The 18,263-nt window shown below is 35.1% G+C and carries 16 protein-coding genes; 7 read left to right on the top strand and 9 right to left on the bottom strand.

Features of this window, described 5'->3' with window-relative positions; all coding sequences use genetic code 11:
* Positions 1-4 precede the first annotated feature (4 nt).
* The 6 genes from J3U59_RS05425 (at position 5) to yfbR (ending at position 5,911) form a co-directional block, all read left to right on the top strand.
* Complete coding sequence (locus J3U59_RS05425; RefSeq protein ID WP_065633873.1) at positions 5-913, top strand: D-alanine--D-alanine ligase; 909 nt, start codon at positions 5-7, stop codon at positions 911-913.
* A 13-nt stretch (positions 914-926) separates the two neighbouring features.
* The gene (locus J3U59_RS05430; RefSeq protein ID WP_267333543.1) at positions 927-1,760 is read left to right on the top strand and encodes an FtsQ-type POTRA domain-containing protein; all 834 of its coding nucleotides are present in this window, start codon (positions 927-929) and stop codon (positions 1,758-1,760) included.
* A 21-nt stretch (positions 1,761-1,781) separates the two neighbouring features.
* The gene (ftsA, locus tag J3U59_RS05435) at positions 1,782-3,035 is read left to right on the top strand and encodes a cell division protein FtsA (protein ID WP_267333542.1); all 1,254 of its coding nucleotides are present in this window, start codon (positions 1,782-1,784) and stop codon (positions 3,033-3,035) included.
* A gap of 93 nt (positions 3,036-3,128) precedes the next feature.
* Positions 3,129-4,256 carry a cell division protein FtsZ gene (gene ftsZ, locus J3U59_RS05440; RefSeq protein WP_416379582.1) on the top strand — a complete coding sequence of 376 codons (1,128 nt, stop codon included), beginning with the start codon at positions 3,129-3,131 and terminating at the stop codon, positions 4,254-4,256.
* A gap of 65 nt (positions 4,257-4,321) precedes the next feature.
* On the top strand, positions 4,322-5,236 hold the full coding sequence (lpxC, locus tag J3U59_RS05445) for a UDP-3-O-acyl-N-acetylglucosamine deacetylase (protein ID WP_065633869.1): 915 nt from the start codon (positions 4,322-4,324) through the stop codon (positions 5,234-5,236).
* An 87-nt stretch (positions 5,237-5,323) separates the two neighbouring features.
* Entirely contained in the window at positions 5,324-5,911 is a 588-nt protein-coding gene (yfbR, locus tag J3U59_RS05450) for a 5'-deoxynucleotidase (protein WP_267333541.1), read from the top strand.
* 82 nt (positions 5,912-5,993) lie between these two features.
* Here yfbR and J3U59_RS05455 read toward each other — a convergent pair whose 3' ends face one another.
* The 9 genes from J3U59_RS05455 to J3U59_RS05495 form a co-directional block, all read right to left on the bottom strand.
* Positions 5,994-8,447, bottom strand: a complete 2,454-nt coding sequence (locus J3U59_RS05455) for an autotransporter outer membrane beta-barrel domain-containing protein (protein WP_267333540.1) — start codon at positions 8,445-8,447, stop codon at positions 5,994-5,996.
* A gap of 122 nt (positions 8,448-8,569) precedes the next feature.
* Positions 8,570-9,241: a response regulator gene (locus tag J3U59_RS05460; RefSeq protein WP_267333539.1), complete on the bottom strand. Its 672-nt coding sequence runs from the start codon at positions 9,239-9,241 to the stop codon at positions 8,570-8,572.
* A complete protein-coding gene (gene dcuS, locus J3U59_RS05465; protein WP_267333538.1) occupies positions 9,241-10,860 on the bottom strand; it encodes a DcuS/MalK family sensor histidine kinase in 1,620 nt (539 codons plus the stop codon). Before dcuS ends, J3U59_RS05460 begins: the two co-directional genes overlap by 1 nt.
* Before the next feature lie 125 nt (positions 10,861-10,985).
* Entirely contained in the window at positions 10,986-12,146 is a 1,161-nt protein-coding gene (locus J3U59_RS05470; protein WP_267333537.1) for an NAD(P)-dependent malic enzyme, read from the bottom strand.
* 125 nt (positions 12,147-12,271) lie between these two features.
* Positions 12,272-13,591, bottom strand: coding sequence for a 2-hydroxycarboxylate transporter family protein (locus J3U59_RS05475; protein WP_267333536.1), 1,320 nt, complete (start codon positions 13,589-13,591; stop codon positions 12,272-12,274).
* Positions 13,592-13,687: 96 nt separating this feature from the next.
* Positions 13,688-14,443: a substrate-binding domain-containing protein gene (locus J3U59_RS05480; protein ID WP_267333535.1), complete on the bottom strand. Its 756-nt coding sequence runs from the start codon at positions 14,441-14,443 to the stop codon at positions 13,688-13,690.
* A complete protein-coding gene (locus J3U59_RS05485; RefSeq protein WP_267333534.1) occupies positions 14,430-15,194 on the bottom strand; it encodes an ABC transporter ATP-binding protein in 765 nt (254 codons plus the stop codon). The genes J3U59_RS05480 and J3U59_RS05485 overlap by 14 nt, the downstream gene beginning before the upstream one ends.
* Before the next feature lies 1 nt (position 15,195).
* Positions 15,196-16,209 carry a FecCD family ABC transporter permease gene (locus J3U59_RS05490; RefSeq protein WP_267333533.1) on the bottom strand — a complete coding sequence of 338 codons (1,014 nt, stop codon included), beginning with the start codon at positions 16,207-16,209 and terminating at the stop codon, positions 15,196-15,198.
* 9 nt (positions 16,210-16,218) lie between these two features.
* On the bottom strand, positions 16,219-17,271 hold the full coding sequence (locus J3U59_RS05495) for an ABC transporter substrate-binding protein (RefSeq protein WP_323849494.1): 1,053 nt from the start codon (positions 17,269-17,271) through the stop codon (positions 16,219-16,221).
* Positions 17,272-17,495: 224 nt separating this feature from the next.
* On the opposite strand from J3U59_RS05495, the gene J3U59_RS05500 reads away from it, so the two are divergent.
* Positions 17,496-18,155: an alpha/beta fold hydrolase gene (locus tag J3U59_RS05500; RefSeq protein WP_267333532.1), complete on the top strand. Its 660-nt coding sequence runs from the start codon at positions 17,496-17,498 to the stop codon at positions 18,153-18,155.
* The last annotated feature ends 108 nt before the right edge of the window (positions 18,156-18,263 follow it).

An 18,263-nucleotide genomic window follows, 5' to 3' on the forward strand; every position in this document is an offset into this window, starting at 1 on the left:
AATCATGAACGATAAAGTAGCTGTATTATATGGTGGTACCTCTGCGGAACGTGAAGTGTCGATTAAATCTGGTCGTGCAGTGCTAGCCGGATTATTGGCCAGTGGGATTGATGCCCATCTTATTGATACTAAAGACCATGCTATTACGGATCTAAAGCAACAAGGTTTTAATAAAGCTTTCATCATACTGCATGGACGTGGAGGTGAAGATGGTATTGTTCAGGCCATTTTAACTTATCAAAATATTCCTTATACAGGCAGTGATGTGTTGTCATCTGCACTGACAATGGATAAATTAAAAACCAAATTAATTTGGAAAGCAATGGATTTGCCGGTTGCCAATTATGTTATGGTTAATAAAACCCAACCTGTTGATGTTGAGTCTATTGTTAAACAACTTGGTTTACCGCTATTTGTAAAGCCAATTCATGAAGGATCAAGCGTTGGGATGGCAAGAGTTAATGAAATCTCTGAATTGAAAGATGCTATAGATGTTGCTTTTCAATATGATGATGCGGTGATGGTTGAGTCGTTTTTATCTGGACCGGAATTTACAGTAGCAATAGTTGGTGAAGAAGTTTTACCCGCAATTTACATTAAACCCGCTACCAAATTTTATGATTATGATGCAAAGTATCTATCTGACTCAACACAATACTTTTGCCCAAGCGGTTTACCCGAAAATAAAGAACAGGAAATTCGTAAATTGGCCCTTGATGCTTATAAAGCAGTAGGATGTCGAGGGTGGGGAAGGGTAGATATTATGTTTGACGATAATCAAAATCCTTATTTACTTGAAGTCAATACCGCTCCAGGTATGACAGATCATAGTTTAGTGCCAATGGCAGCCAAGCAATACGGTTGGTCATTTAGTGAACTAGTTACACGAATTTTAAAACTGGCAACTATATAATGGCCCTATTTTTATGAAACAAGTTAGGCAAGCAGCACATCGACGAGAAGAAAGAAAAAAAAGGCGCCTGCTTATTTTTCGTAATACAGAACAATTCATGGGATTTTTGTTCTTTATTATGATTATTTTAATTAGCACTTGGATTGTGCAAAGTATTAAAGAGTGGATGGATGATCCAGAACAAATGGTATTGTCTCAGTTAACATTGAGCGGAGAACATACTTATACAACGGAAAATGACCTTCGGGAAGCGATTTTAGGTTTAGGTTTACCAAATACTTATATTGGACAAGATGTTGATGATATTCAGCAAGAAGTCATGCGCTTTCCATGGGTTAAGCATGCCAGTGTACGAAAACAGTGGCCGGATCGATTGATTGTTCATGTCGAAGAGTATAAACCGGCATTTTATTGGAATGATTTATTTTTACTTGATGAAAATGGCGTTGTATTTAGTGTACCTTTGGATCGTATTAACGATTTAAAATTACCAAGGCTATATGGACCTGAAGGTAAAGCAAAATCAGTACTCGAAACATATTATAAATTAGATAATTTATCTAAAAAACTGGCTAATAATCAGTTGGCATTAAAGATTGACGCGGCAATATCCGATGAGCGAAATGCTTGGCAACTGATGGTAAAACAATGTATTGCTGGTATATGTGTTGAAGATCAGGAAATAAAATTGGTGTTAGGAAGTGAAAACATCGAAGAGCGTTATCAACTATTTATGAAATTATTTCCTGAAATACAATCAAGAATACCAACAAATGAAAGAATAACGGTCGCTGATTTACGTTATGAAAATGGTATTTCAGTACAAAGAGAAAAAATAGCGCAGTAAGGAATAAATAAAGGCTGAAGTATGAAAGCAACAGAAAAAAAATTGGTTGTAGGACTAGAAGTTGGTACATCAAAAGTACTTGCTCTTGTTGGTGAGGTTCTTCCCGATGGTATTATTAATATCATTGGTGTAGGGCACTGCCCATCAAAAGGCGTTGATAAAGGTGGTGTTAACGATCTAGAATCTGTGGTGAAATCAATCCAACGTGCTGTTGATCAAGCTGAGCTAATGGCAGATTGCCAAATATCTTCGGTTTATTTAAGTCTTTCTGGCAAACATATTCGTTGTCAAAATGAAATTGGTATGGTGCCAATTGCCGATGAGGAAGTGACCGCCGAAGATGTTGAAAATGTGGTGCATACAGCAAAATCAGTCAGAATTTTAGATGAACATCGAATCTTACATGTTATTGCCCAAGAATATTCCATTGATTTACAAGAAGGAATAAAAAATCCGATTGGTTTGTCTGGCGTACGTATGAAAGCTAAAGTGCATTTAGTCACTTGCCATAATGATATGGCTAGAAACATTGTAAAAGCTGTTGAACGTTGTGGTTTAAAAGTTGATCAGCTTATTTTTTCTGGCTTAGCATCGAGTTATGCAGTATTGACTGATGATGAAAAGGAATTAGGCGTCTGTGTTATTGATATGGGCGGCGGTACAATGGATGTGACGGTGTATACAGGTGGTGCTTTACGTCATTCTGTTGTCATTCCTTATGCGGGAAATGTTGTTACTAGCGATATCGCTTATGCCTTTGGTGCCCCACCAATGGATGCTGAAAATATTAAAATTCGCTATGGTTGTGCTGTCGGTTCATTAATTGGTAAAGATGAAGTCATCGATGTACCGAGTGTCGGCGGTAGACCATCTCGTTCTTTACAAAGACAGACACTTGCTGATGTCATAGAACCTCGTTATTCTGAACTTCTTTCCTTAGTTCAAAAAGAATTACTTTCGCTACAAGACGAACTAAAAAAACAAAATGTCAAATATCAACTCGCAGCCGGTATTGTATTAACTGGTGGTGCAGCTCAAATTAAAGGTATGGTTGAGTGTGCGGAAAAAGTTTTTCAAAATCAAGTGCGTATAGGTCAGCCTTTAAATATTTCGGGCCTAACTGATTATGTACAAAAACCTTATTGTTCAACGACAGTTGGGTTATTACACTATGGGAAACAGAGTTTATTAAATGATGATGGCAAAGATAGTGACAAATCATCATTAAAAGGGATAGCTAAACGTTTGACCGGTTGGTTTAAAAAAGAATTTTAGCTAATATATTTCAAGAACTTCGTGGACATTGTAGACGGTTATCTGTACAATGTTCTAAGATCGTATAATTGGAGATAAGTTATGTTTGAGCCTATGGTTGCAGATGATGAACCAGCAGCAGTCATTAAAGTTATTGGTGTTGGTGGTGGCGGTGGTAACGCCGTTGAACACATGATTGCTGAACATATTGAAGGTGTAGAATTTTTTGCGGCAAATACAGATGCACAAGCATTAAAAAGAATTAAGGTAGGTCAAACTATCCAAATCGGTACCAATGTAACCAAAGGACTTGGTGCTGGTGCTAATCCTGAAGTGGGTAGAAATTCTGCCGAGGAAGATCGTGAGGTCATTCGTAGTGCTATTGAAGGCGCTGATATGGTATTTATCGCAGCGGGAATGGGTGGTGGAACAGGAACAGGTGCTGCCCCAGTCGTTGCTGAAATCGCTAAAGAGTTAGGTATTTTGACCGTTGCTGTAGTGACAAAACCATTTGGTTTTGAAGGTAAAAAGCGTATGGCTTTTGCTGAGCAAGGTATTGCTGAATTAGCTAAGCATGTTGATTCACTTATTACTATACCAAATGATAAATTACTAAAAGTATTGGGTAGAGGCGTTAAGTTATTAGATGCTTTTGCGGCAGCAAATGGTGTATTAAAAGGTGCGGTACAAGGTATTGCAGAGTTAATTACTAAACCTGGTCATATCAACGTGGACTTTGCCGACGTTAGAACAGTGATGTCAGAAATGGGATATGCCATGATGGGATCAGGTCGTGCAAGTGGTGATAATCGAGCTGAAGAAGCTGCTGAAATGGCCATTTCTAGCCCATTATTAGAAGATATTGATTTATCTGGTGCGCGCGGCGTCTTAGTTAATGTTACCGCCGGTTTAGATCTTGGCTTAGAAGAATTCGAAACAGTGGGTAGTACAGTCAGAGCATTTGCTTCTGATAATGCCACTGTTGTTGTCGGGACAACTTTTGATCCTGATATGTCAGATGAAATTCGAGTTACTGTTGTTGCAACAGGCATTGGTATGGATAAGCGTCCAGAAGTTAAAATTGCTAAACCAATTTCACAAAACTCGCTATTTGGTCAAAGCAGTAATTTAGGACATCAAGAAGAGAAATTAGCTAAAGTGGTTAATGAGCAAAGCATTTCTCCTCTTGAAGAAAATAAAATTTTAGATATTCCTGCTTTTATCCGTAAGCAAGCGAATTAGTGTTGAACTTATTTGGTTTTTTATTGTCTAATGTCAATAGAAACAAATAGAATAGTAGGTGTAAAGTGAAACAAAGAACATTAAAAAGGACAATACAAGCAACAGGTGTTGGTTTGCATACCGGCAAAAAAGTTACTTTGACGTTACGCCCTGCGCCTGAAAATACAGGTGTTATTTATCGTCGTACTGATTTGAATCCATATGTTGATTTTCCGGTGGATGCAAAATCAGTGCGTGATACTATGCTTTGTACATGCTTAGTGAATGAAGATAACGTTCGTATCTCAACTGTTGAGCATATTAACTCAGCGCTAGCAGGTCTTGGCATCGATAACATTATTATCGAAGTTGATGCGCCTGAAATCCCAATTATGGATGGTAGTGCAAGTCCGTTTGTTTATTTACTGCTTGATGCAGGTATTACCGAGCAAAATGCACTTAAACGATTTTTACGCGTTAAAGAAACTGTTCGCGTTGAAAATGGTGACAAATGGGCTGAAGTTAGACCATATAATGGGTTTAGATTAGATTTTACTATCGATTTTCATCATCCGGCAATTGATAGTAGTTCACAACGTTATCAGTTGGATTTTTCGTCTGAATCATTTATTCGTCAAATTAGCCGAGCAAGAACATTTGGTTTTATGCGTGATATTGAAGCATTACAATCAAAAGGTTTGTGTTTAGGTGGTAGTTTAGATTGTGCAATTGTGGTTGATGACTATAAAGTCCTTAACGAAGATGGCTTGCGTTTTGAAGATGAATTTGTTCGTCATAAAATGCTCGATACTATCGGTGATTTATATATGTGTGGCCATAATATGATTGGCGAAGTCGTTTGTTATAAATCTGGTCATGCTTTAAATAATCAATTATTACAAGCTTTATTAGCAAAACAAGATGCGTGGGAATATGTCACTTTTACCGAAGAGCAAACTGTTCCACTTGCTTTAGGTACGCAGCAACTTGTTTTAGCTTAAAAATTTAAATACATTTATTTATCTAATAAGCGCTTCCATACAGTAATGGAAGCGTTTTTTATTTTTAAATCAGAAAGAGTTTTCCCTATGAATACTAGTCATTTTTTTGCTTATTTGTCACGATTAAAATTGATTAATCGCTGGCCTTTAATGCGTAATGTGAGAACTGAAAATGTATCTGAACACAGTTTGCAAGTGGCTTTTGTTGCGCATGCTTTAGCTATTATTAAAAATAAACGATTTAATGGTAATGTTAATCCGGAACGAATTGCATTATTAGCTATGTATCATGATGCATCAGAGGTTATCACGGGCGATTTACCCACACCAACCAAATATTACAATCCACAAATAACGGTTGAATATAAAAAAATTGAAAAAATAGCACAAAATAAACTCATTAATATGTTACCCAAAGAGTTACAAGACGATTTTAGATGCCTAATTGATGATGATTTTTATACTGAAGAAGAAAAAAGCATTGTGAAACAAGCTGATGCTTTATGTGCATATCTTAAAACAATTGAAGAGTTAAGTGCGGGTAATAACGAGTTTAAACTGGCAAAACAGCGCCTTAAAAAAACTTTATCTGAGCGAAGCAGCCCTGAAATGGATTACTTTTTAGATGTTTTTGTACCGAGTTTTAATCTTTCTTTAGATGAGATCACTGCATAGAGAATTATTGCTATGTCGATTTGATGATGCTCTTTTTTGAAAAAACAGTAGAGCATCATCTTTGTCTGGTTAGTTTCAGTGATTAAAAACTAATTTTTGTAAGAGCCGTAATATAATTTGAATTTCTTTTACTCTCACCAAAGTATTGATAATTAATATTTACATCAACTAAATTATATTTATAGGTGATGCCGCTAGCAAAGTTATATTGATTTTTGCTACGGTTGGATGAGTAGGCACGCATTTTAGATAAATTATCAATGCCATTAATAGTGATATCACTATCAAATTCATCATTACTCAAATTAAATGCATAACCTGTTTTTGCGGTTAACAATAATTGACTATCCTGATTTTGCCAAACTAAATAATTCGCTGTTAAATCGACAGGAATCAATAATGATGAGTTAGATGATTTAGCATATTTAACTAAATCAATACTGTTATAACTGACATCATGTGCGCTATTTTCAGTATGCACATAAGTTAAACCAATCGCAGGTGTTAATGTTAGTTGATCAGTACTTTGCCAGTCATAACCAATCGAACTACCAATATTCCACGTATTACTATGGAATTTTTCTTTGATAGTATTGTGATTGTCGTCTGCTTTTAATCGGTTTTTTCCATAAGAGTAGCCGGCGTAAGTTGATGCAATGATATTTGTTGGTGATTTATAAGTAGAATAAAGCTGAATTTGATAATTATTGATATCTGAATCATTGGATGAAGCTGCTTTATTTTTATAATCACCTGACGAATAACCGATTGCTGAGCCTACTAGTAGGTTATCTAGCAACTCGTTGTCGTATCCCATCATAAATCCGTTAGAAGAGTATTTATAACCAGAAATACCATCATGGTTATCGGTATTTTCATCATGATGGGTAAGGTTTATCCATAAATTATCATCATTATTGACTAATTTTTTATTTTGAAAATATTGTCCAACTTGTTTGTCTAAGATTGATTTCGTGTAATTGAAGTTGTTAAGTGCAATTTCAGACAAGTGTAAACCCTGATTATTATTATATAATCCAGCTAAGGTGCGATTAAATTGTAAACTCGTGCCACGATTTTCAATAGCTAAATTACCTCGTCCTATTGCGCTTAATATTGCCCAGTTTAAATCGCCAGCTAACGATTTATCAGAAATAACACTGCCTTTCTTAGTCGGATTATAGAATGATTCATACGAAACTTTAGCTACATTTTGTGCAAATCGTTTTGCTACATTTTTTGAATTAGTACCGACTTGTTGATAATAACGGGAAATTTGACGATCAGCAGCAGCTTTTGTTTGAGCGGCATTACTAAAGTCAGTGACATTAGTCGCGTTAACAAATTTTAACTCATTGCCTGTTAATTTAAAGTTCAGATCGCCATAAATGTTTTGAATAAGTGCTTTTGTTTCATTATTTTGAATATTAGCAATTTTCAAAGAATTATTTGCTGATAATACGGTGGCATTAGCTTCAGAAGAGGTATATTTAAATGCGTTCTTTAAAAAGTCATCTGTTGCAGAAAATTTTGCTGTTGTATTAACATTAACATTATCACCATTAATTTCATTAATCTGTTTGGTATCAGAAATCCCAAAACTGATAATGCCATCAATATTTAATTGTGATGTTCGGTTAGTTTGATCACTAATGAAAAGAGAGCCTTTAGAGGATTCGATTGTCGCATTTTTACCGATATATACTTGTCCATTTGATGCTAGTTTGACAAAACCATTACCTCGGCTAGCACTTAAAATACCTTGATCAATCACGTTGAAATTACCACCAAGGCTGGCATCAACAGTCCCTCCTCGCATAATGATCATTTTACCGGTCTTACCTATGGTCACAGAAGACTTATTGATATCGTTATTGGTCGTTTCTAGTACTGTTTTTGCTCCGATGATTTCAATATCACCACCAGTTAAATTAAAGCTACGAGTGATTAACTTAGCTGGTGCTAGAGCGGTACCGGCTAAATGATTATCGCCACTTCGAATATTGGTATCGCCATCTACTTTTACGGTGGTTTTACCTGTCGTATTTACGCCTGTTCCCATGACATTACCAGCCAAAATCATGAGTCCGCCTCTTTCTTTATCTGCACCTAATTCAACATTAATATCGCCTGTTACATGAACGTTAATGTCTTGATTGATAGGGTTATATGGATAATCTTTATGCAACCCTAAATATTGAGTAAAGAATTTTGTATCAAATTTACCAATCCATGTATCATTATGAATTTGAAAGTTACCATTGATATTCATATTGATATCACCTGCGGCAAGTGAAGCTGTTTCACTATCGGTTTTACCACTAAAACCTAAGTGAAATGAACCATCACTATTAACAGTCAAACCGTCAGAAACGTTAATATTAACCGCATTAGTAGTACTGTTAGTTATGAAATAACGTTCATTAATCTGGTTAAAAGGTAAAATGACATCAGAAGAAGCGACATAGTTATAAGCTTGTGCTTGATTGGCACTAAATACTGTGATGATTAATAAAGAAATTGATTTGAGTTTCATGGTTTATTCAAAAATCCTTTTAAAAATGAGGATAATAAACCATCAATAATAATAATCAATAATTTTTATTTCTTGACTGTTATTATTTTATAATCAATATGTTAATTAAAAATAATCACAAATTAATTCTGATAAGTATAACGTTTTACTGGTCTACCAATGGATAAGTAGGTCAAATGACTTTCAAGCTCTTCACGTTCTTCTAAGTAATCAAGATATTTTTTTAATGATATGCGCGATAATGGTATTAACTCGACAATATCGCTCATCGAAAATTCATGATTATAGTGAATAATAGTTTCACGGACTTTTTTTAATGTTTGGCTATCAATTCCTTTGGGTAACTCTTTATGGTTTATCGATGGTTTGGCAAAAATACGATCGTCTAATTGATGTTGATTAAGTATTTTTGATGACGATAATAAACGTACTCGTTCTTGATATGAAATAAGTGCAGTTCTTAAACGTTCAAAGGTAAATGGTTTGACAATATAATCAATTACGCCCAAACGTAATGCTGTTTGGATATCACTGGTATTACATGCTGCTGTCACCATAATAATATCAATTTGTGGATAACTGATACGAATATGTTGTAACAACTCAAGCCCATTAAGTTTAGGCATAAAGACATCGAGTAAAATAAGATCTATATGATTGTCATGAATAAAATGGAGTGCTTGTTCGCCATTACTCACATTGGCAATTAAATGAAATCCTGTCATCCTTTGTAGGTATTTTTTATTTAACTCCGCCACCATTGGATCGTCTTCAACAATCAATACATCAACCATTACTCTTTCTCTCTATAAAGTTCACAAAGTGGTAATGATACTTTAAAACAAGCCCCTTTTTTATTAATTGGATCACACAATTGAATATGCCCACCAAGTTCATCAAGACTAGCTAATACTAAATAAAGTCCTATACCTCGGTTATCTCCTTTGGTTGAATAGCCTTTGTTAAAGATATATTGTATATCTTCTTGTGCAATACCTTCACCATTATCAATGACTTCAATTTCAAAAATTTCATGACTTATCACTAAATTAATAATGATCTGTTTATCATCTAAAAATTGAATAGCATCTAATCCATTATCGATGAGATTGCCAAGAATGGTAATTAAACTGTGGGTCACAGAGATATTCGGGATGAGTTTTAATTCACCTTTAACATTTAAAGATAATGATATACCGAGCTCACGAGCTCGACTAAATTTGCTATTTAAAAATCCCGCAATAATAGGATCTTTTATTGTTTGACTAATTAACTTAGATTCGGCTTGTTTGTTACCTATTATCTCTTCAAGATAATCGATTAACTCTTGTTTATTATCATTAAAGGCTAACCCATAGATAACATGTAATTTATTATTAAATTCATGAGATTGTGAACGTAATGCATCAGCATAACGATTCACCCCCGTTAGGTTTTCGGCTAATTGTCGTACTTCTGTCATATCCCTAAATGAGGCAATCGCGCCAACAAGTGATTCTTTTACAAATAATGGTGTTCGGTTAGTTAAAATAACAACGCCATTGATGTTTTGTTCACAATCATATTCAGGAATACCTGTCATCATGACATCACACAATCGAGTATTGGGAATAATCTTTGCAATTGGATAGCCGATAATATTATCTTTGCTATCTGGTAAACGTAATATTCTTCTCGCTTCGTCGTTGATTTGGGTTATCAGCCCTTCACGATTAACAACCACAATACCTTCTTTAACTGTTCGTATAATTGCATTTCGTTCTTCAAATAAGTGAGCCATCTCTAATGGTTCGAGTCCATATAATATTTTTTTTATGTTTCGGGAAAGTAAAGACGCTAAGATAATGGCGATGATTAATGATGCGACTAATGATAACCAAATAGGTTGACTGGTTTTGGCTGCTGAATGATTAATTTTTTTTAGCGTTTGTCCAACTAGAACCCCCCCAATTTGCTGGTGTAATTGATTGAAAATAGGTCTAAAAGCACGCACTGAATCGCCTAGGGTTCCTTTAGCAATGGATGAATAGGATTCGCCTTTTAATGCCGGTTGCTCATCGCCGCCAACAATAAGTTGCCCAATTTTGTTTTTATCTGGATGGGAAAGGCGTATGCTTTGCATATTAAAAATAACCACAAAATCGACTTGAGTCATTATCCGTGCTTGTTCAGCAATAGTTTGAATGGAGGCTAAATGTTCTGGTGTTGGGGTTTGCATTTTATGGATGATGTCATCGGATGTTGAGATGATATTAGCAATATTTTCAACCCCTTGACGTGAATGCATTAAATATTCGTCATTAACAACATGTACAATATAAATATTTTGGGCAATAACCGATAGTATAAATACCAAACAAATTAAGCTAATTAATTTAATTTTTAGTGTTAATCGATTAAAAAGATACTTCATATTCATCATTCATGCTAAATCATTAATAGACTGATTATATTAACTTATTAATGGTAAAAACCTACTACCCAATTATTTTGATAGTAGGTTTTGATTGTTAAGTTTAGTTATTGATCCTCTATTACTTATTCACTTTTAGCCGCATTTTTCACACTTTCGGCCACGACTTTGGCGACATTAGGTTCAAAAGCATTGGGTAATATACACTCTACAGATAATTTATCGGGTGTAATAATGTTGGCTAAACCTTTAGCTGCCGCTAACTGCATGGCTAATGTAATATTTTTGGCTCTCGCGTCAAGTGCACCTCTAAAGATGCCTGGAAAAGCCAGTACATTATTAATTTGATTTGGATAATCACTGCGCCCTGTTCCGACAATGTAAGCGCCAGCGGCTTTTGCTTCATCAGGAAAAATTTCGGGTGTCGGATTTGCCATTGCAAAAATAATTGATTTTTCTGCCATGGTTTTGACCCAATCGGCTTTTAAAACCCCAGGTGCAGATACGCCAATAAAAACATCGGCATTTTTTACTGCATCTTCAAGTGTACCTTTTTGTTTTGATTTATTTGTTCTTTTGGCTATCGCTAAATGATGAGGTGGTAGGCTTTGATCATCTTCAGATAAAATGCCAATTTTATCGACGATTTTTAGATCGGTAACACCTGCCGCTAAAAGCATATCGGCAATAGCTAAACCAGCAGCTCCACCGCCGTTAATAACAACTTTGGCCGATTCAATTGTTTTACCCGCCACTTTTAAAGCATTATATAACGCGGCTAAAACAACAATAGCTGTGCCGTGTTGATCATCATGGAAAACAGGGATATCTAATATTTCTTGCAATCTTTTCTCAATCTCAAAACATCTTGGCGCGCTAATATCTTCAAGATTAATTCCGCCAAAAGATGGGGCTAATGCTGCAATATGCTTAACTAACTCATCAGGATCTTGCGTATTGAGTGATAATGGAATGGCATCAACATTAGCAAATTTTTTGAATAATATCGCTTTGCCTTCCATGACGGGTATTGCTGCTTCAGGCCCTATATTTCCTAGCCCTAATACCGCTGAACCATCAGTTATAACCGCAACCAGATTGCGTTTGCTGGTATACTCATAAACTGATTCAGGATTTTTAGCAATTTCAGTACACACTGCAGCAACTCCAGGGGTATAAGCCACACTCAAATCCGACATAGAGTTAACCGGGACTTTAGCATTTATTTCAAATTTGCCATGCATTTGTTTACTGATAGCTAAGGCTTTTTCTTGCACTGTTGTCATAATTATTCCTTTTTAATTATACTCAATCAATTTTTTATAAGAGGTTAGATAATTGGATATCTAAACTGTTAACCTAATCATGTAACATGATAATTATTAATTATTTTAACTCATCTTTTTTGCGACTACATATGTAAATATCTTAATAGTGCTGTTGTGCATATCACCATTAATGCGCCTCCTAAACGCGTTGCGACTTGCGCAAAAGGCATTAGATTCATTCGATTAGCGGTTGAAAGTATCGCAACATCGCCTGTTCCCCCCATACCACTTTGACAAGATGAAATAATCGAGGCTTCAACAGGGTACATTTTTAGGAAAAAACTACATACAAAACCGGTCATCGAAACAGTTAATACAACCGAAATGATGGTTATAAAATAAGGCACGGTTAATACATTGACTACACTACCTAAATCAATATACAACAACCCTAATCCTGCCATTAATGGGAAGGTAAAATTGCCAGAAATAAACTTATACCATTGCTGGCTACCCCGTTCTACACTTTCAGGTAGCAAACGGAAGTATTTCACTATTGCAGTAGCAATGATCATTAAAACTGGTCCAGGGAAGTGAGTTATCTTTTCTAAAATCATACCGAAAATAAATAAGGTAGCTAAAATCATTATCGCACCGCTCATGGCTCTAGCATCTAATGGTGTTTTATCTTCTTTTAATGCGTCGGCAAGTCCATCAAATTCAATTTTGACTAACTGACCATGACCACTTAACTGTGGTTTTAACTCACCGATTCGACTCATAATAGCGGTGAAAGTAATAGCAAAAAAGTTACCTACAACGGTTGCTGGGATTAATGCACTCACAAAGGAATCATAATTTTGATTAAGGATATTACTATAAGCATTAGATAGCTGTAACACACCTTCACCGATTCCGCCTGCCATCACTGGGGATACTGTGTAGAAAAATGCATGTTCCCATGTATCACCAAAAGCGACAGCAACTGCAACGCCAACAACAGCTGCGATGCACATGCCAAGCAGCATAGGAATCATCATACGAATAAAACCTTGAATTAAAATGACTCGATGCATACCAAGAATACTACCACAAACTAAACTCGCAATATAAAACAGCAGGAAATTAGAATCCTTCATTAACATTTTTGTGGCGGCTAATGTGTTTTCATCAAAAACGCCATAATATACAAGGATTGAAGGCACAATTAAGGAAAGTATAGCTGGTGCACCAAATTTTTTAAAAAAGGGAATATTTTGCCCAATAGTGCCTAAACACCATCCAAGGGGTAAAATCACCGCAAAACCACCAATTAATGTTTTAGGTAACATGTTCAACTGGGCTGCAATGATAACAATAATTGAGCACACAATAAAAATTGGTAAGGGTAACGAACCAATATAAATTTTATTTTCTTGTATTTTCTGCATCATGCCCATAACTGTATCTCTCCTTTCTGTCATTTTATTATTTCTCTAAATAACAGTAGTATAGTTATACAGTTCGAAATCAGAAGAATATGAAACTTATCTAACTCGTTTTGTAATTAATGTAAGTAGTTAATTTGTTTTTATGTTCGTTATTTTACCAAAGCCGTTAGCCATCAAGCAGTTTTGACCGTTTTCACTAAGTAAAAAACCAATAAATAACTTCGCCATTTTATGAGCTGGTTTAAGTAAGGCAATACTGTAATCTATAGCAGGATTAAACTTGTCAGGCAAATTAATCATAGCTAATTTCGGATTTTGTAAAATTGTTTGTGCATAATTAGCATAACCGATATAGGCGTCAACGGTATTGTTTAATAAAAAATATTCAGCCGGATGCATCGCTTTAGGGATATTGCTCTCTAGTGCTCCCCCGACTAATTGTTTGGCGCGGTGTTTTAATTGCTCACCCATACCCGCATAACTGGCACCTATGTTATCAAATAGCTGATAAGTATAATCCCCAGAAGGATCTTTTTGCGGAGTAGACATCCCAATACGTGTTTCAGGATGTAATAATAATTTGATGATATCGCTTGATGTCCATTTTGATTCATTTCTGACGGTGACACATAAGCGATTATGGGCAAAAACATAATCAGATATAGCCTTTCCGTGATCTATGAGTGTTTTAGGATGCAACGTGTTAGCCGATGCAAATAAATGAATATTATCGTCAGGCGTTTTCTGCAATAGTTTTTCACATAGTAATCCAGCCGGTCCAAATTTTATATGAATTTCGGTTGAAAAGCTTTGTTTGAATAGTTCGGCTAATGCAGGAAATGCAATACGTAAACTTCCCGCTGCATAAATATTAAGTGTTGTCATAATGATTACCCATTGTGTAAAGGGGAATGATGGTTTGGCAGTCAGAAAAAACTATTTTTTTCATTGTGATGTTATATAACTGGGTTAATTGTGTCTCGGTTAACAACGTTTGGGTAAGACCATATTGGTAACCTGTTTCATCAAGTAATAATACTTTGTTAGCTAAACTCATTGCATGAGCTGGATCATGCGTTGTAAACACAATAGTTAAATTTTGTTTCTGTACTAATGAGGACAGAATATTTAACACTTTATGTTGATTATGTAAATCTAATGCACTTGTTGGCTCATCGAGTAATAAAATTTTCGATTCACTCATTAATGCACGGGCAATAAGCACTAACTGTTTTTGACCGCCAGAAAGCTGTGAAAATAGGTGATGACTATAATGTGCTAATCCAAATTGGGCTAACTTATCTTCAACTAACTGTAAAAGGTGTCGATCGGGTTTTCCAAATAATCCCCATTTTTTAGCACTTCCCATTACCACAATTTCCCATACTTTATAATCTATATTAGGCATAAAATTTTGTGGGACAAAGCTGCAACAATGAGGATTGTTAATAGTGCCACTTAAAGGCTTAAGCGTTCCCATTAACGTATTAAGCAAAGTACTTTTTCCTCGGCCATTCACGCCAAGAATAGCGATAATATCATTGGTATGAATTGTAATATTTATCGCAGTAGTTAAGGGTTTACTCTGTTGATAACCACAAATTAAGTTATGTGTTGTTATAATCGCTGATGTCATTTTAGGATTTCTGTAAAATTTGATGTCGTAATAACAAAACAAAACAAGGCGCACCAACCAGCGCTGTAATAATACCGAGTGGTATTTCAGCCGTGCTGAGGGTTCGTGCAATATCATCAACAATAATCATAAAAGCACCACCTAACCAGAATGTTATCGGCAGTAGTCGTTGATGATTACTACCGACCAATAATCGCGCGGCATGAGGAATGATTAATCCTACCCAGCCAATACAACCACTTACTGCCACTTGCATAGAAATAATTAAGGTACACAAAATTAAAATTAACCATCGAGAAAAAAGAATTGATATACCTAAATTTTTAGCTTCACTATCCCCTAATGATAAAATATTTATTCGCCAACTTAGCCGGATTAATAAATAGCTAGCAATAACAATTGGAATGGCTAATGTCATTAATTTATCCCAATTAGCGGTGGCAAAACTACCTAATAACCAAAATACAATATTGGGGAGTGTTTCTTCACTATCGGCCAAGTATTGTATTAAACTCACCAGTGCGTTAAAAAAACCACTTAATATTAATCCAACTAATACTAGAACTAGCACATTGTTTTGTTTAATAACGTGAGTTAATAATAAGATTAAAACTAGTATTAATAGCCCAAATGAAAAAGCTGAAACCATCAGTCCAAAGGTTGAAAAATTTAACAAAATGGCTAAAGTCCCACCAAAAGCCGCGCCTGATGTTACGCCAATGACATGAGGATCAACAAGCGGGTTATAAAATAACCCTTGTAATACGGCGCCGCAAATTGCTAATCCTGCACCGGCAAGAAAAGCTAATAAAATTCGTGGCAATCTTACTTGCCAAATGACTTGATTATCAACCACCATTGTTTGATCTATTTGTGATGTTGGCAATGAAAGCAATACATGGATAACTTGGCTAACAGATATTGAATAGTGTCCAATAATTAATGAAACAACTATTAATATTATGGTTAATATAATCAGGCCAACATGTAAATGGCGATAGGAAAAGCCGATCATATTATATTGCTATTCCCCTTGATAGTTGACGCGATAAAATCGCCAGTAATAATCATTGGCTTGTTTTTGCATATCGATATCTTTAAACAAATCTGGGTAAAGTTTTTTTGCCATCCAAAGCTCACCGATGGCTAAAGCTTCAGGCATAGGATATCCCCATGCTTTCGCGTATTCGGGCATTAAATAGACTTTATTTTGTTTAACGGCATCAATATTTTTCCATAAATCATCGGATAAAATTGTTTGAACGACTTGTGGATATCGATCTTGCACAAAGATTACTTGTGGATTCCATTGTATGACATTTTCTATCGAAACTTGTTTAAAGCCTTGAATCGTTGCTGCAGCAACATTAATGGCACCTGCATGTTCCATCATTAATCCAGTATATTTGCCCGAACCATAGGTGGTGAGATCTGGGTTAGCCATATAAACGCGTATGCGTTTTTCAGGTGTTATACGTTGTAATCGATCTGTGACAATTTTTCGATGCTCAAAAGAATAGTTGATTAAGTCCTCGGCTTCATTGTTAGCATCAAGCACGTCACCAATTAGGCGTATCGCTTGTTTTAATCCTTCATTGTAAGTTGTCTCTTCATCAACCATAATGGGATTTATTTTATCTGCCTGTGATGTTATATCTTTGCGTAACGAGATAGCAATAACTGGAATGTTGAGTTTTTCAATTTGATCGATAACTGCTTTGGGCATGTAGTTTGTGACAAAGACAACTTGTGGTTTGAGAGCAAGTAAACTTTCGATATTAACCGAAGTTAGATCGCCCGGTGTCGGTAGGTTAGACAAAGTTGGAGCAAATCTGACAAAGTCTTTTCCTAATAATTTTTGCCAAGAAGACAAAACACCCACAAGGGTTTGTTGACGGTTTAGTTGTACAATTAGATTTAATGTTTGATGTTGCAAAACGACTACTCTTTCCACTTTATCAGGGATTTGAACAGTGCGGTTAAGTTGATCAGTCACTTGTTTAGCTTCACAAGTAAAAATTAAGCATTGTGATAAAAACAATCCAACTAGTAGTAAAAACTTTTTATAAATTTCCATCGTTCATCCTAATAGACATATAATGTGTTAATTAATAACCAATTAATTTGAAATTATATTCGTTATGCAATTTTAAATATAGCGAAATTTTAGTCTATTAACAATTAATATTTATTGATGTTTGGTGATAATGGGTTTATGAAAATTCTTTAGCTTCAGATGGGAGAAGTATAAAATCAACGTTATACTGATTCTAATTTAAGCAACTGTAACTAAGGTGAATTATGCTATGTGTTAACGGAGTAGACCTTTACTATCTAAAAACGGGTACAGGTGAGCCCTTGATTCTATTGCATGGTAATGGGGGAGATCATCGGGTTTTTTTGCCTCTCATTGCCAAATTAACATCACATTATACTATTTATGCAGTGGATAGTCGTAATCATGGACGCAGTGATAAGACTGATGTTTATGATTATAACGTTATGGCTGATGATATTGAGGCGTTAATTAACAAATTACATCTTAAATCCGTTAATATTATAGGTTTTAGTGATGGCGCCATTATTGCATTATTGTTAGCTTTACGCGGTAAAGAAATGATTAAAAAAATGGCATTATTGGGGGTGAATTTAAAACCATCTGATTTTACGCAACAAAGCTATCAATACGTACTACAGCACTATGAACAAACAAACGATCCATTATTTAAAATGATGCTTGAACAACCTAATATCGAAGTAAGTTCGTTAACGAAAATTACGATCCCAACTTTAATTATTGGTGCAGAAAATGATATTTATAATCCTGCAATGTTTGTTGAAGTTGCTGACAATATACCTAACTCGCAATTGAAAATTATGACAAACCATGATCATGGTAGCTATATCATTAATAATGATATGTTATATCCTGATTTGGTTAAATTTTTTGAAATAGATTAAGATCTCATTAGTTAAAATAGAAGATTGGACGTTTTAAAAAATAGTAAGTCAATGTTTACTTGAATAAAACTAGTCAATATCGAATAATGACTAGTTATTTTTGTTACA

Origin of the sequence: Gilliamella sp. B3783, assembly GCF_026536125.1 — a bacterium.
Lineage (GTDB): Bacteria > Pseudomonadota > Gammaproteobacteria > Enterobacterales > Orbaceae > Gilliamella.